The following is a 15,111-nucleotide window of genomic DNA, read 5'->3' as shown; positions in this document are numbered from 1 at the left end:
AAGAGGCAAAAACAAAAATCCCCTCAGCTTTACGGCGAGGGGATTTTTTTATGTCCGCATTTAGCTGTCCGTTCAGAAAGGCCGAATACCTCTCGCCATCGGCTGCGCGCTTAGCCACATAATCAGCGCGGCCACGACCAGAATAATTCCCCCCGCCAGCGCAAGCGTTGACCAGCCAACCTGCCGCCACAGTGCCGGGGCCCGATTCCCGCTTAAGCGAACCGCCAGCGCTCTAAAGCTATGTACCAGCAGCGCCAGGCCGGAAATGGTGATTGAGGTGCCCGCCGCCATCGCCAGCGCAGACAGCACGCCCCAGCTAAAGACGCCAATCACCTTGCTGAAGAGCAGTACCATAATCGCGCCAGAACAAGGGCGCATGCCCATAGACAGAACAATCATTAGCCTGGCTCGCCAGTCGCTTCCCGCTGCCAGCTGTTTTTCGTCCGGGACGTGCTGATGCCCGCAGCCGCAGTGAGCATCATGTACATGATGCGGCGTAAACGAGGTGAATTTAGGTTTGCGCCGCAGTTGAACCCGTAAACGCCCCAGTGCCCGCCAGCTCAGCAAAAGGCCCAGGCACCCGACAAGCAGGTAGCTGCCCTTCTCCATCCAATAACTGCTGAGATGAAGCTGGCGCGAGGGCAAAGCCAGGACGCCCAGCACCACGACTACCAGCGCAATAGCCACCAGTCCCTGCAATAAAGAGGCGGCAAAGGTCAAACCGAGACTGCTTTTAATTTTTGAGGGATGGGTCGCAAGCCAGGTGCTGATGACGATTTTGCCGTGCCCCGGCCCCAACGCATGGAGCACGCCATAAACAAAGCTGAAAGAGAGCAGCGATAAACCTGCGCGAGCGGGGTTATCCGCCACCTGGCGCAGCAGCCCGCTGAGTTCCTGATTGATTGAACGCTGCCACACGGCGGAGCTAAGCAGGATTTGCGGCCAGTAAACCCACAAGGCATAAAGCCCGGCGGCGGCAAGCAGGATAAACAGCGCCAGCGGCCACAGATGGCCCCAGCGGCGAACGGGAGAAGAAGCGGTGATTATTGACATGCCAGCGTCACCTCCTGAGCAAACTGCTTCCCTAAGTCCATGTCCTCCGGCGGAGCGTCAGCTTTATCCAGCGACTGCGCGAACAGCAGCGTCTCCTCGCTGGGCTTTGGCGTGTGTACGGAAACTTTACAGCTTGAGGCCAAATCCTGCGGCAGATGCACGTCCCCATCGTGGTCATAACTCATGTCGACAAAATAGGTCGGATCGAAGGTCGAGAAACGGTAAGTCTGCCCCTTGAGCGGCTGCGGATGCGCCAGCGGCAGAACAAACGTCAGCACCGCCTGATGATTGCTGCGGCTCAGGCCATATTCCGGCGGCAAATTGCCAAACTTCACCTTCTCTTTGTTATGCCAGAACTCGGTAAAGTAGTGCTGACCCAGCACGTTAGCCATCACCTCCGCCGCCAGCTTCTTCCATACGGTAGACCCTGGCTTCGCGTCACCGGCGTCATACAACAGATCTGCTGAAGTAATATCGTCCATCGTCCACTGCATTTTCAGCCCCGTCAGTTGCCCCTGATCCACCACCGGCGTGGTGACAATGGAGATAAAACTGTGGGGATGCGCCTGCACGCTTGCTGCTGAAAGCCCTGCCAGCAGTATGGCTACTCCTTTCAGGCTGATTCTTTTGTCGCTCATGCTTCCCTCAAGATTTAAATTCTGTGAGCCAGCCGTAATTCCGTGATGAAAAACTAAAAAGGGCAATATATTGGCCGAAACCTTTAGCTATTCTTAACTTCTGACACCACATTGGGACAGCCAGATGATGACTTTACTGACGCCGCCACCCTCTGTGCTATCCAGTTCGCAGCGCCGCTGTCACCTGCTTCTGATGCTTTATCTCCCGGAGCAAATCGTCACGCCGGAGGTGATTGCCACCTTCAACGGCGTGGACCAGAGGCAAACCCTGCAAGATATAGCCGACACGGGCCATGAGATCCAGAGTTATCACCGTCTCTCCCTGACTCAGCAGCAGGACGGCAGCTACCGGATTGAAGGCACAGTCCTTGATCGCCGCCTGTGCCTGCTGCACTGGCTGCGACGCTCGCTGCGCCTTTGCCCGCAGTTTGTGCAACACCACTTTAGCCCGGCGCTGAAATCGCAGCTAAGCCAGTTGGGGCTTATCAAAGCGCTGTATGATGAAACCAACTTACGTGCGCTGGTTAATCTGTGTGGCCGCCGTTTAAAAAGACAGTACGACAGCCGGGACAGCCAGTTCCTGACGCTCTTTCTGCAGTATTGCCTGCACCAGCATCACTCCGGCAATGCGCCAGTGCTTACGCCGCAGCAGCGCGAATGGAGCCAGATGCGGCCTGAGTTTGTTGTCGCCCAGGAAATTGCCCGCCACTGGAAGCGCCGCGTCATGCAGCCCGCAGATGTCGATGAACAGCATTTCCTGGCCCTGCTCTTTCAACTGCTCAGGATCCCCGATCCGATTAATGACGAACACGAGCAGGATGCCCGCTTACACAATGAAATCGCGCGGATGATTGAGCGCTTTCGCCGTCAAGCCGGGCTTTCTTTTAGCGATGAACAGGGGCTTAGCGATCAGCTTTATATCCACCTCGCCCAGGCGCTGAACCGCTGCCACTTTAATATCGGCATTGACCACAGCCTGCCCGAAGAGATCACTCGTCTCTATCCGAGGCTGATGCGAACCTCACGAGAAGTGCTTGCGGATTTTGAACAGCATTACGGGATTCAGTTTTCCGACGCGGAAAGGGGCCTGGTCGCGGTGATCTTTGGTGCCTGGCTGATGCAGGAAAGTGACATTCAGGAAAAACAGGTGTTACTGCTGACCGCCGACGATCGGGAGCTGGAACAGAACATTGAGCAACAGCTGCGCGAGCTGACACTGCTGCCGCTCAACATTAAGCACCTGGCGGTGCAGCAGTTCCAAAGCCAGGGCGCGCCGCGTGAAGTGGTGCTGGTCATTACGCCCTACGCGACCTCTCTGCCGCTGTTTTCACCCCCGCTCATTCACGCCACGCTGCCGCTGGGAGAGCACCAGCAGCAGCGTATCAAAGCGCTACTCGAAGCTTAGTTTTCCGCAACCGGGCTGACTGCGGCAATTTTTGGCCGCAGGAACAGCGCCGGGGCCGCGACCAATGCCATGACCCAGAACATTCCGCCCTGTAAATGCTGATAGAGGAAGCCGGAGAAAATCGTCATCACGGCGATACCGCCGCCCATTGCCACAGCGGAGTAAACGGCCTGCAGGCGGATCACCTCCCCGCCTTTGCGGGCAGAGATATAGCGCATCGCCGCCAGGTGGCAAACCGTGAAGCTGCCGCAGTGCAGGATCTGCGCCACAATCAGCCACGGAAGTTCGGTAGTGCTTGCCATCAGGCTCCAGCGAATAATGCCGGTCACGGTGGACAGCAGCAGCAAATCCCTGGCGCTCCAGCGGCGGAACAATTTGTTGCTGAGGGCAAAGATAACGATTTCCGCCACCACGCCCAGCGACCATAAATAGCCCACAACGGATGCGGAATAACCTGCTCCCTGCCAGTAAATCGCGCTAAAGCCGTAATAAGCCGCGTGTGCGCCCTGCAGCAGAGACACACAGGCCAGAAAACGCCAGGCGCTGATAATCAGCCCTTTCCAGGCGGGCCAGCCCGCCGAAGCCTGATGCCGGGTTTCGCCCTGCGGCATAATAGAAGGCCGCAGCATCATGCCAATCAGCATCGACGCCGCGCCAACGGTCAGCAGGACCAGAATAGCCTGATAGCTGAACTCGCTCACCAGCTTGCCGGTAATAGCTGAGCCGATAACAAACGCCAGCGATCCCCAAAGCCTTACCCGGCCATAATCCAGCGGCATTTGCCGCTGCCAGGTACCCGCCAGCGCATCGGTCAGCGGCACCAGCGGCGAGAAGAACAGGTTAAAGCCCACCATCGTCAGCAACAGCCAGAGCGCAGCATGGCCCAGCCAGAAACCGGCGGCAAAAATTAAGGTGGCAAGGGCTAAGAGACGTAAGGCAAAAACAAGGCGGGAAGGATCGGTCACGCGGGGGGCTAATAATAAACTGCCGAGAAAACGGGCTATCAGTCCTGAGCCTAACAGCAATCCGATGGTTTCCGGGGGAAGCCCGACGCCTTTGAGCCAGACGCTCCAGAACGGCAAAAACACGCCATAGCTAAAGAAGTAGGTAAAGTAACTGAGCGCCAGCCAGCGCGTGGAATGCAAAACCATGATCCCTCCCGTTTTGGAGGCGATAGTGTCGGGGATAGCCGGCTGGCATGCAAGCAAACATTAACAGCGTAATAACACACATCAAAATAATGGCTATTGCACGTCAGCTCACCTCAATCTCCATCTCCAGATGCGTAATCTGGCCCCTCTCCAGCATAACCAGCCCCGGCATTCCCGCCATGTTATGCGCGTTGACCGGATGCGTTTGCGGCTCAAGGCAGATAAACGGCTGGTTCTCCATGCGAAACACCATCAGACAGAGTGCCGGGCTACGCAAACAAACGCTCATATCCGAATGCGTAATAACCGCCCTGCCGCTCCAGCCGGAATACCCTACGTTTAGCCACTTGTTCTCCAGCGTTTTAGCGCGTGAAAAATCCGTTTGCGGGCTGAACGTCCCTTCCCAGGCCAAAGGCAAGTGCTGCTCGCCCTCAGGCCAGTAGCCGCTGGCGGAAAACTGCACCCGGCTGTCTGGCTCCAGCGCAAACCAGGGATGTAAACCCAGCCCGTAAATCATCGGTTTCTCGCCAGTGTGCGTGAGTTCAAGCCGGGTTAACAGCCGGTTGCCCGCCAGGCGATAAGTCAGCTGTGCCAGATAGTGAAAACCACAGGGGTGCTGGCTGCGCAGACTCAAGGTGACAGACTCAGCTTCGTGCCGCTCAATGTGCCAGCGCTTCTGCCAGCCATCCCCGTGCAGGAAAAAGTACTCATCGACGGGGCTGTCTGGCAACAGGATTCGCTCGCCGTACAAATGAAAAGCGTTCCCCGCCACCCGATTAGCCAGCGGCAGCATCGGAAACAGCGCCGGGTTGGCCGGATGAAAAATCGGTTTCCCGTGGCTGAGAGATTCAAAGCTGAGAACTGAGGCCCCTTGCGGGGCAACAGCCAAACTAAGAAAAGCATTTTGCAGGTGCAGAGCGTCCATCAGCGTAGCGCCTTTGCAGCCCGAACGGGAGAAGCATTCACGCGGCCTTCAGCCAGCTGCTGCTCCAGCGCTTCAAGACTCACGCCTTTGGTTTCCGGCACGAAACGACGCACATAGATAAAGCCAGCGGCGCAGATAACACCGTATAACAGGAAGCTGCCGGATGCGCCCAGGCCTGCATTGAGCAGCGGGAAAGTGTAAGTCAGCAGGAAGCAGGCGACCCACAGCGCTAATGTCCCCAGCGACATCGCCAGGCCGCGAACGCGGTTCGGGAAGATTTCCGCCAGCAGCACCCAGGTTACCGGGGCCAGCGTCAGCGCATAGGTGGCTATGGCGGCCAGCACCAGAATCAACACCGGCAGACCCAGAATACCCAGACCATAGGCGGCACCAATCAGCGCATAGATAATCGTCAGCCCGGCGGCCCCAAACAGCATCAACTTGCGGCGGCCAATTTTGTCCACCAGCGGCAGCGCGGCAAGGGTGAACACCAGGTTAATCAGGCCGGTCGCCACGATTGATTTCAACGTGCTGTTAATGTCGAACCCGGCGGAGGCAAAAATCTCCTGCGCATAGTTGAAGATAACGTTAATCCCGCACCACTGCTGAAACACCGCCAGCACCATACCAATCACAATGATCGGGCGAACCTTCGGCGCCCAAAGGGCAGACCACGACACTTTTTGATTGTCCTTGCTTAACGTTTCCTGAATATCTTTCAGCGTTGCATCGGCATAGCTTTTACTGCCGATGCGGCTCAGCATTTGGTGAGCGCGTTCGTTTTTCCCGGCGCGCACCAGCCAGCGAGGTGACTCCGGCACAAAGAACATCAGGATCAAAAAAACCACCGCCGGGAAGGCTTCAAAGCCAAACATCCAGCGCCAGCCAACCTGCCCGTTCCAGCTGGTGCTGATTTCCTGCATCGTTGCCTGGCTGGCGACCGGCTCGGCAATCATCAGGTTAATCAGCTGCGCCGCCAGCACCCCAACCACAATGGTAAGCTGGTTGACCGCCAAAAAACGCCCGCGCTGTGCCGCCGGGCTGATTTCTGCGATATACATCGGGCTAAGCGCCGAAGCGAGGCCAATCCCCACCCCACCGACAATGCGCCACACAACAAACATATCGAAGTTACTTGCCACTGCGGTGCCCCAGGCAGACGCGGTAAACATGATTGCGGCAAGAATAAGGGGAATTTTGCGGCCAAACTTGTCGGCACACCAGCCGGAGAGTATCGCCCCAATAATACATCCCACCAGGGCAGAGCTCATTGCCCACCCGGAAACGGCCGGGTCGGTAATAGAAAAATAGGCTTCGTAGAACGGTTTTGCCCCGCCGATAACCACCCAGTCATAACCAAACAACAGCCCGCCACAGGCGGCCACCAGACAGATGGTCCAGACGTAACCCATGCGTAGTTGCGATTGCACACGTTCCATGGTCGATCCTCATCTTGTATTTGTAGGGTAAGGGAGCGGGCGCTCATCGTCGCCCGCCAGTTATTGTTAAAGTACGCCGGTGCTAAGGGCCTGACGCAGCAGATGGGCTTTGTCATGAGCCGGATTAAGGGTTAATAACTCCTCCAACCGCTGGTTGAAGGCGGCGATATCCCCCAGGCCAAACCACCCAAGCGCTTCCACGAACAGGCAATGCTGCTGATGTTGTTTCCGCGGGTCGCCGTTGAGCGCAATCAGGTCTGGCAGGGAAACGGCGAAGAAATCGGCCTCAACCCCGTCGTCACGGTGCGCCTGCGCCCAGTCAACAAAAGCTTTGAATTGCTGATGGGCCGCCTCAAGCTCTCCCAACTGCTTGAGGGCCATAGCCTGATAGAAGAGGTAGTCTACGGGCTGGTCGTTGTAGTAGCGCCCGGCCGCCAGGGAACTCCCGCCTTTCAACGCCTGCTGGAAGTAGGATTTAGCCAGTTCGCTACGCTGCTGGAGCTGCACACAGCGCCCAAGCAGGAACCAGATATCGTTGTCGGTTTGCCCGACCAGGCGGCCTTCACCGAGGTTTTCCGGGTAGCTCAGCGCCTGTTGTAGCAACTCCTCCGCCTGGCCGTATTGGCCGGTAGCTATGCAGGCCAGGGCGCGGCGCTGTTGGCTGATAATGTACTGCCCCGTCACTTTGCCCTCGCCCCCCTCCCACGGGTGGAACTTGCGCTCGGCCAACACTTTCGCGGCAGCGTCATGCTTACCGTGCTGGTTCCAAAGGCTCAGCAGCTCGGCGGTGAGATCGTCACGTTTTAGCGCGACGTCACGCTTCGCCTCCAGACGGGCAAGACGTTTCTCCGGTGAGCGGCCGTTTTGCTTCAGCAGGAAGTCGAGTTCAAACAGGAAGCGCGCATTATCGGGTTCGAGATCCACCGCGCGCAGCAACAGCGTTTCAGCTCGCTGAACGTCCTGCTCTTTGTTCCAGGCCTGAATCGCCAGCACGCGCTGCACGGAGGCAAACTCCGGCATCTGTTTAGCGCAGAATGCCCAGCAGGTCAGCGCTTCTGCATAACGACGTTTGCTGTACCAGAAGCAGCCCAGCAGATACTGTGCAAAACCATCCTGCGGGAGGCGCATCAGCATTTGCACTTCATCCAGGGTGTTAGGGAAGCGAACGCGCGCGGTAAACTGCTCCCGAGCCTGTGCAAGATAGCTCTGTTGCCGCTGAGGGTCAGATTCCAGCGAGGCCTGCCACAGCAGCGGCATCGTTTCCTGGGCATTCAGGACGGAGAGCAATTCACGCGCGGCATGCTCTGCCCCAAAGCTCATCAGCCAGCCGGCCAAAACGCTGGCGTTAGTGCCGCGCTGGCCGGTCACCTGCCGCAGCTTTTGCTTGTCATCTTCGTTCTGGGTGATCGCCCAGCGGGCATAGTGCAGGGCATAACTCAGCGGCCAGGCGGCAAGCTGTTGTTCAATCCATGCCAGCGCCTCAGCTTTTTCACCTTGCTGAGACAGCGCCAGCGCTTTTAGCGCCATCGCAAGATTATTAGAGGCGTTGAACTGCAGGCTTTGGGACACCAGAGTTAAAGCACGGGCCGCTTCTCCTTTGCGCATCGCCAGGCGGGCCAGGGCATAAAATGCCGCATCCCGGCAGTTGCCGCTCCAGCTGGCCTTGTAGTAAGCATCAAAGGCACCGTCGTAGTCGCCCAGGCGCTCTTTCGCCGAGCCCAGAAGCTGGCTGGCATCGCCGTTTTGAGGGTTTTTGTTCAGGCGATGGGCGCGCTGCAGCGCCGCGTCTGCATGCTCTTTGGCTTTTTGCCAGTTACCCCGGTTGAATTCGAGCGTGCCCAAGGCGACGTTACAGCGGGAGTCCAGCGGATCAATGTCCAGCGCACGCCGGTAGTAGTCGAAGGCTGAACGGCTGGCGTGCAGATACTGCTCCAGATGCTGGCCAATGAAATAAAGTTCGTCGCAGTTATCGATCTCTTCGGGCTTAGCCGGGGCCTGCGCCGCCTGCGGCAGAGGCAACTCTTCCGCGATGTGCTCCAGGTAGCTGAGCACCACTTCGCCTTGCGCGTTGAGCAAACTCAGCGTGAGCCGCTGCGGCCAGTCGTCAGTCAACTGATGCTGCCAGGCTTCCGCCGGCTTCAGGCTGAGTGGCGCTTGCCACAGGACTACGCCGTCGCTTTCAAGACGCAACGTCACTGCTTCAAGCGGGGAAATGGCGTAGACGCCGAGTTCCAGCCTGCCCTGCTGACGCTCAAGCTTGATGGCCGCGTCGGTGCTGGCGTTTTGCAGCGTCCCCAGCGTGCTGTAAGGCAGGAAGTTTTGCACAAACACTTTTTCTTCAAACGGCGCCAGCCAGGTAAAGTCCGGCTGGTTGTCGGTGAACACACCGGTCATCAGCTCGATGTACGGGCCGTTGGTGTCGGTCAGGTTGCGATCCCAGGCCAGGCCAAAGTCGCAGTTGCCCCAGGTCCACTGCTTTTTGCCAGGCGATACATGGTGATCGGCAATGTGCAGCAGCCCGCCCTGTTCACCGTGGTGGTAGGCGCCAACAAAATCGTAATTCGACTTATCAGCCATGTAAGAGGTTGGCACCGGGATGTTTTTGTAGCGCGAGATATCCACGCCCGCGGAATAATCCACCTTGTAGTAGGTGCCGTGGGCAATCGGGAAGGCGGAAACGTCGCGTTTGCCGTGGTCAAACACCGCGGTCACGTCCGGCGGGAATACGCTCTGATGGTCGTCGCCGCCTTTCACTGCCGGGTTTGCCCACCACAGGAAGTGGCGCGGCGTGGCGTTGCCGTTAAAGACTTTGCCGGTAATTTCAATCAGCGCTTTCTGCGGATAAAGCGTAAAGCCGGTCATCACCTGCAGGCCGCGCATCGGCTCCACTTCCCCCAGCCAGACGGTTTGCGCCCCGCTTTCGTGCTGCTGGAAAGTCACGTCCACTGGCAGAAAAGTGGTCGGACGGTGGTGCTGCGGCCAGTTAAATTCGATCCCGCCGGAGATCCACGGCCCGATCAGGCCCACCAGCGCGGGTTTGACCACTTCGTTGTAGTACACGAAGTCGCGCTCCATCACTTTGTCCCAGGCGCGGTGAATACGCCCGCCCAGCTCCGGCAGCAGCATGACGCGAATGAAATCGTTTTCCAGCCAAACCGCCTGGTACTCGCGCATCTCACGTTTACCGGTCAGGGTGTCGATCACGCCATAGGGGTAAACCGCGCCGGAAGATCCCTGATAGACACGGTTTTCCAGGAACATCGGGTTTGGATCTTCTGCTCCGGTGGTCCAGGTCGGGAGTGAGATCGTTTCCTGCCAGACTTTAACGGCTCCGTACATAGCAACTCTCCAGTAAACAAATAACAGTGAATGGGGGATTGCCGACAGTTTGAAGTAGCTGATTATGATTTAATCGCTGAATGCTCACGCAATACAGTTAATGAGGTTTAGTAAACATGCAGGAGTCAGGTCTCAATAATCAGCGGGTACGCCAGCTCAACCGACAAACGCTGATGACGCTGGTATGGCGGCACAAGCAACTGAGTAAATCGCAGTTTGCCCGCTACACCGGGCTGTCCATTCCCGCCGTCAGCAACATCCTTGAGGAGCTGGTCGATGAGGGCAAACTTAGCCATTCCAGCGAAAATCTCAGCAGCCGGGGGCTGAACAGCGGCAGCTACCAGATCCCGCCTGAAGGGGATTACATCCTCTGTATGAACGTCACCCCCACCAGCATTGAAAGCCAGCTGTGCAACGCCCAGCTTTCGCCGATAGCCGATTTTGAACGCCGTGCTATTGTGGCCCCTTCTCCGCAGGCGCTGCTGTCGGCCATTGAAGCTGTCTGGCAGCAGCAGCGAAAAAGCTGGCCGAAAAAAACCATCAACCTCGCACTGGGTATACATGGGCAAGTCGATCCCGTAACCGGCGTGTCGCAAACCATGCCGCAGGCGCCATGGCGGGAAGCGGTGGAAATTAAATACCTGCTGGAAGAGAAACTGAACGTCGAAGTCCGGCTGGATAACGACTGCGTGATGCTGGCCCTGGCGGAGAAGTGGCAAAACAACGGCAATCGGGAAGATTTCTGCGTGCTTAACGTGGATTACGGCATCGGCTCTTCATTTGTGATCAACGGGCAAATCTATCGAGGCAATCTGTACGGCAGCGGGCAAATTGGCCACACCATCGTCAACCCGGACGGCATGGCCTGCGACTGCGGGCGTTATGGCTGCCTGGAAACCGTGGCTTCGCTCAGCGCGCTGAAAAAACAGGCCCGTATCTGGCTCAAAACGCACCCTGAGGCGCAGCAGAACGATCCGGAAAAGCTCACTTCCCGGCAACTGGTTCAGGCATTACATGCCGGGGATGAGAGAGTTGCCCGCTGGGTAGAAGATTCGGCCAATGCGATTGGGCTTAGCCTGTATAACTTCCTTAATATTCTCAATATTAACCAGATCTGGTTCTATGGCCGCAGCTGCGAGTTTGGCGAAAACTGGCTAAACGCGATTAAACAGCGGATTGGCTTTAATCCGTTCGACCACGGCGATGGCCTGCAGAGTCACGCCACGCAAATAAACTTCGGGCAGCTCACCCGCGCCCAGCAGGTGATGGGGATAGGTTATTTATATGTCGAAGGCGGCCTGGGTAATGAATAATTCAGGTAACAGTAACGCCTGTATTTACTTTCATTCAAAACCAAAATAACAATTCCACATACAGTTTATGGCTAATTGATTAATTAACAACTTAGTAATTTATGTTTACTGAATTATAAATCCTCGCGCAAAGTCTGGCTCAAAGTAGCTCCCTACAATGAGCCTCGTTCGCTATTGCCTATTTATATGTAAAAAGAATCTGAATTTACCGCGATTAACAATTCCTATACCCAGGAGAACTCCAAATGGAATTAGCCCGCGCATGTGAAGAAAAGGAACCGGAACGAACAGCCTTCCCCCGCGATAAGGTTTCATGGTCTACCGCTATTTCTTATGGAATGGGTAGCTTTGGTGCCAACGTAATGTATGCCTTTATTGCCATTTACCTGATGCTTTATTACACTGACAGTTTTGGCATTAAAGCCGCCGCCGTAGGTTTATTATTTCTGATTGCACGACTGGTTGATGGCGCGACCGATATTGCACTCGGCATATTGGTTGATAATACCAATACCCGCATGGGGAAATTCCGTCCGTGGATTTTAGTGGGCAGCATTTTAGTGTCACTGACGACCGTCGCTTGCTTCCTGAGCCCTGATTTATCGGAAGCCGGAAAGCTGGTTTATGCCTATTCAACCTATATCTTATGGAGTATTTGCTTTGCCATTATCGACATTCCCTATTGGTCATTGTCGGCGGCAATAACGCAGAATCCAACGGAACGAACCAAGGTGATTACCATCCCAAGAACCATCGCGACATTCGGCTTTCTGTCCGTCAGTGCGGCCACTTTATGGCTGGTAAAGTTTGTTGGTAGCTGGTGGGGCGTGGCGCTGATTTATAGCCTGGTTTTTCTCGCCTGTATGCTGATTACCTTTTTTGGCGTCAAAGAAAAACACGTTGTGCCTCGCAAAGAGCGGCAGAGTTTTAAAGGCTTCTGGACGCTGTTAAAACAACACCGGCCGCTGCGTTTATTGCTCATCGGCATGTTTTTACTGGAGATGATCGGCATTATTCGCGGTACTTTCCAGCTCTATTTCTTCATTTATAACCTGAACGCTGAAATGATGCTCGGCGTGTTTCTTACGGTTTCGATGGTAGCCCAGGTGTTAGGGGCGGTTTGCTCCCCGTTTATTTCGGCCAAAATTGGCAAAAAGAACACAGCGATTTATAGCAGTGCCCTAATGGGACTCGCCTGCATGGCGCTGTTCTTTTTCCAAAGCAATATTATTTTGATTTTCGCCGTCGGTGCCCTGGCACCGTTCTGCGGCGGCATTGGTCAGATTTCGCTTTATTCGATGGTGGCAGACTGCGTTGAGTACGGCGAATGGCGTAGCGGCAACCGTTCGGAAGGCATGGTTTTCTCACTCAATATTTTCAAGACCAAACTCTCCGGTGCCATTGGCGGCGCAATCGGTGGTTTTATGCTTTCCTGGGCCGGGTATATTCCGCACCAGGTTCAGGCCGTCGAAACCGCCATGTGGATCGGCCTGCTGTTTACCTTAATTCCCGGTTTGCTGACCCTGCTTAGCCTGATCCCACTGGCGCGCTACGAAATAACCGAGAAGCGCTTCTACGAAATCCTCGACGATATTCACCAACGCAATGCCGCATCTGCCCAGGAGGCAAAAGTATGATTAGCTGGAACGCTGAGCAGCAGAGTTTTCATCTGCATAACGACCAAATCAGTTATGTGCTGGGCATCGCGCACGATCGGTATCTGGTGCACTGCTATTGGGGCAAACGCATTGCCCACTGTAGCCAGCCGCATGATTATCCGAAACTGGATCGTTCTTCGTTCTCGCCGACGCCTGCCGGCTGGCCTGACAGAACGTTTTCGCTGGACACCGTGCTGCAGGAATACCCAGGCCACGGCGCGGGAGATTATCGAGAACCGGCTTTTGAAGTGCGCTATGCGGATGGAAACCAGGTCACCAACCTGCACTATCTCTCGCACCGGATTAAATCAGGTAAACCCACGCTCGACGGGCTGCCCGCCACCTGGGCTGGCACGCCTCAGGAAGCAGAAACGCTGGTTATCACGCTCGCCGATCCGGTCACCGGCCTGCAGGTCGAACTGAGCTATACCATTTTTCGCGACCAGCCTGTTGTTACTCGTAACGCACGTCTTACCAACAATGGAACAGTTCCGGCGCGCCTGCTTCGTGCTCTGAGCTGCGCGCTGGATTTTTCCGACGCTGAGTTTGAGCAAATTCAGTTTCCAGGCGCGTGGGCCAGAGAGCGCCAGCTACACCGCCAGGCGCTTCATCCTGGCATTACGGTGCTGGATAGCAAGCGCGGGGCGAGCAGCACCCATCAGCAGCCATTTATTGGCCTGGTTCGCCCGGAAACCACCGAAATGCAGGGCGAAGCCTGGGGATTACATCTGGTCTACAGCGGCAATTTTACCGCGCGTACGGAAGTTGATGCCTACAGCCAGACACGAGTTTTATTGGGCATTAACCCTCACGGTTTTGGCTGGCAGTTAGCGCCGGGCGAAACGTTCCAGACGCCGGAAGCGGTGCTGGCCTGGTCTGATTCTGGCCTGAATGGCCTGTCACAGACGCTGCATAAGCTCTACCGCGATAACCTCGTGCGCGGCGAACATCGACATCAGACTCGCCCCATCCTCGCCAACAACTGGGAGTCCACCTACTTCGATTTTGACGAGCAAAAACTGCTGCACTTTGCTGAAAACGCTAAACGGCTGGGCGTTGAACTGCTGATGCTCGACGATGGCTGGTTCGGCCAGCGGGATGCCGACACCTCTTCATTGGGGGATTGGTTCGTCAATCGCCAGAAATTCCCCCACGGGCTGCGGCCGCTTATCGACAAAGTGCATCAACTGGAGATGAAATTTGGCCTGTGGTTTGAGCCCGAAATGATCTCTCGCCGCAGCGAGCTATTTGCCAGCCACCCGGACTGGGTGATTCATGCTGGCGAGCAGCCGCTGTCCGAAGGGCGTAACCAGTACATCCTGGATTTGGGTCGCCATGAGGTACGCGACAATATTCTTGCCCAACTGAGTACGTTTCTGGATGCCCATCCGGTGGACTACATCAAATGGGATATGAACCGCAACATGACGGAAGTCGGCTCGGCCACGGCCCTGCCGGGCCAGCAGCAGGAAACCGCGCATCGCTATATGCTGGGGCTTTATGCCCTGCTTGAGGCCCTGACCGAACGATACCCACACATTCTGTTTGAATGCTGCGCCGGCGGCGGGGGCCGGTTCGATCCGGGGATGCTGTATTACATGCCTCAGGCCTGGGTGAGCGACAACACCGATGCGGCTTCACGGGTGCATATTCAGTATTCCACCAGCCTGCTCTACCCGCCCATCATGCAGTGTGCCCACGTTTCAGAGGTGCCAAACCACCAGATGGGGCGTTCCACCAGCATGGCAATGCGCGGCGCGGTTGCCATAAGCGGCAACTACGGGCTGATGCTAGACCTGATGCGCAATGACAGCGAGCGCGACCAGGCCGTGACGGAGCAAATCGCCTTCTATAAAAAACATCGGCAGCTGCTGCAGTTCGGCACCTTCTGGCGGCTGATAAGCCCGTGGGAAAACCCTGATTTTGCCGCATGGATGTTCGTGTCGCCGGACAAAAGTGAAGCCCTTTTGATGGCCTTCTCCCTCGTCAGCCAGGCCTCTGCGCCGCTGCGAAAACTTCGCCTCGCCGGGTTGGATCCCTCCAGCCGGTATCAGATAGACCAGGCCAATGGCCCGATAGGCGGCGACGAGCTGATGTATCGAGGGATCTACGTCGATCCTCCCCTCAGCCGCGACTACGTCAGCCGTATCTGGCACCTGACTCGCCTGCCATAAACTGCGGGGGCTAACG

At 56.4% G+C, this 15,111-nt stretch carries 10 protein-coding genes; 4 read left to right on the top strand and 6 right to left on the bottom strand.

Going from position 1 to position 15,111, the window contains the following annotated elements; all coding sequences use genetic code 11:
* Window positions 1-72: 72 nt before the first annotated feature.
* Together B9Y90_RS13860 and B9Y90_RS13855 are read right to left on the bottom strand one after the other, a co-directional pair.
* Window positions 73-1,053 (bottom strand): nickel/cobalt transporter, encoded by a 981-nt coding sequence (locus B9Y90_RS13860; RefSeq protein ID WP_085541569.1) that lies wholly within the window; start codon window positions 1,051-1,053, stop codon window positions 73-75.
* Entirely contained in the window at window positions 1,044-1,691 is a 648-nt protein-coding gene (locus tag B9Y90_RS13855; protein WP_085541568.1) for a DUF1007 family protein, read from the bottom strand. Before B9Y90_RS13855 ends, B9Y90_RS13860 begins: the two co-directional genes overlap by 10 nt.
* 124 nt (window positions 1,692-1,815) lie before the next feature.
* Here B9Y90_RS13855 and csiE point away from each other — a divergent pair, with 124 nt between their 5' ends.
* Entirely contained in the window at window positions 1,816-3,096 is a 1,281-nt protein-coding gene (gene csiE / locus B9Y90_RS13850) for a stationary phase inducible protein CsiE (RefSeq protein WP_039296175.1), read from the top strand.
* On the opposite strand, the gene B9Y90_RS13845 is transcribed toward csiE, so the two are convergent.
* The 4 genes from B9Y90_RS13845 to B9Y90_RS13830 all read right to left on the bottom strand — a co-directional run bounded on the left by B9Y90_RS13845 (window position 3,093) and on the right by B9Y90_RS13830 (window position 9,950).
* A complete protein-coding gene (locus B9Y90_RS13845) occupies window positions 3,093-4,247 on the bottom strand; it encodes a 3-phenylpropionate MFS transporter (RefSeq protein ID WP_085541567.1) in 1,155 nt (384 codons plus the stop codon). The two genes, csiE and B9Y90_RS13845, sit on opposite strands and share 4 nt — an antisense overlap.
* A 103-nt stretch (window positions 4,248-4,350) precedes the next feature.
* A complete protein-coding gene (locus B9Y90_RS13840; protein WP_085541566.1) occupies window positions 4,351-5,172 on the bottom strand; it encodes an aldose 1-epimerase in 822 nt (273 codons plus the stop codon).
* Window positions 5,172-6,611 (bottom strand): sugar porter family MFS transporter, encoded by a 1,440-nt coding sequence (locus tag B9Y90_RS13835; protein ID WP_085541565.1) that lies wholly within the window; start codon window positions 6,609-6,611, stop codon window positions 5,172-5,174. Before B9Y90_RS13835 ends, B9Y90_RS13840 begins: the two co-directional genes overlap by 1 nt.
* 66 nt (window positions 6,612-6,677) lie before the next feature.
* Complete coding sequence (locus tag B9Y90_RS13830) at window positions 6,678-9,950, bottom strand: DUF5107 domain-containing protein (RefSeq protein ID WP_085541564.1); 3,273 nt, start codon at window positions 9,948-9,950, stop codon at window positions 6,678-6,680.
* Window positions 9,951-10,066: 116 nt separating this feature from the next.
* Here B9Y90_RS13830 and B9Y90_RS13825 point away from each other — a divergent pair, with 116 nt between their 5' ends.
* The 3 genes from B9Y90_RS13825 (at window position 10,067) to B9Y90_RS13815 (ending at window position 15,095) form a co-directional block, all read left to right on the top strand.
* Entirely contained in the window at window positions 10,067-11,263 is a 1,197-nt protein-coding gene (locus B9Y90_RS13825) for an ROK family transcriptional regulator (protein ID WP_085541563.1), read from the top strand.
* Between the two features lie 245 nt (window positions 11,264-11,508).
* Entirely contained in the window at window positions 11,509-12,900 is a 1,392-nt protein-coding gene (locus B9Y90_RS13820; protein ID WP_085541562.1) for an MFS transporter, read from the top strand.
* Window positions 12,897-15,095, top strand: coding sequence for an alpha-galactosidase (locus B9Y90_RS13815; RefSeq protein WP_085541561.1), 2,199 nt, complete (start codon window positions 12,897-12,899; stop codon window positions 15,093-15,095). Before B9Y90_RS13820 ends, B9Y90_RS13815 begins: the two co-directional genes overlap by 4 nt.
* Window positions 15,096-15,111 lie beyond the last annotated feature (16 nt).

Origin of the sequence: Cedecea sp. NFIX57 (genome assembly GCF_900177785.1) — a bacterium.
Classification (GTDB): Bacteria; Pseudomonadota; Gammaproteobacteria; order Enterobacterales; family Enterobacteriaceae; genus Cedecea; species Cedecea neteri_C.
Note: the sequence above shows the minus strand (reverse complement) of the source record. Positions and strands in the feature narration are given on the sequence as shown.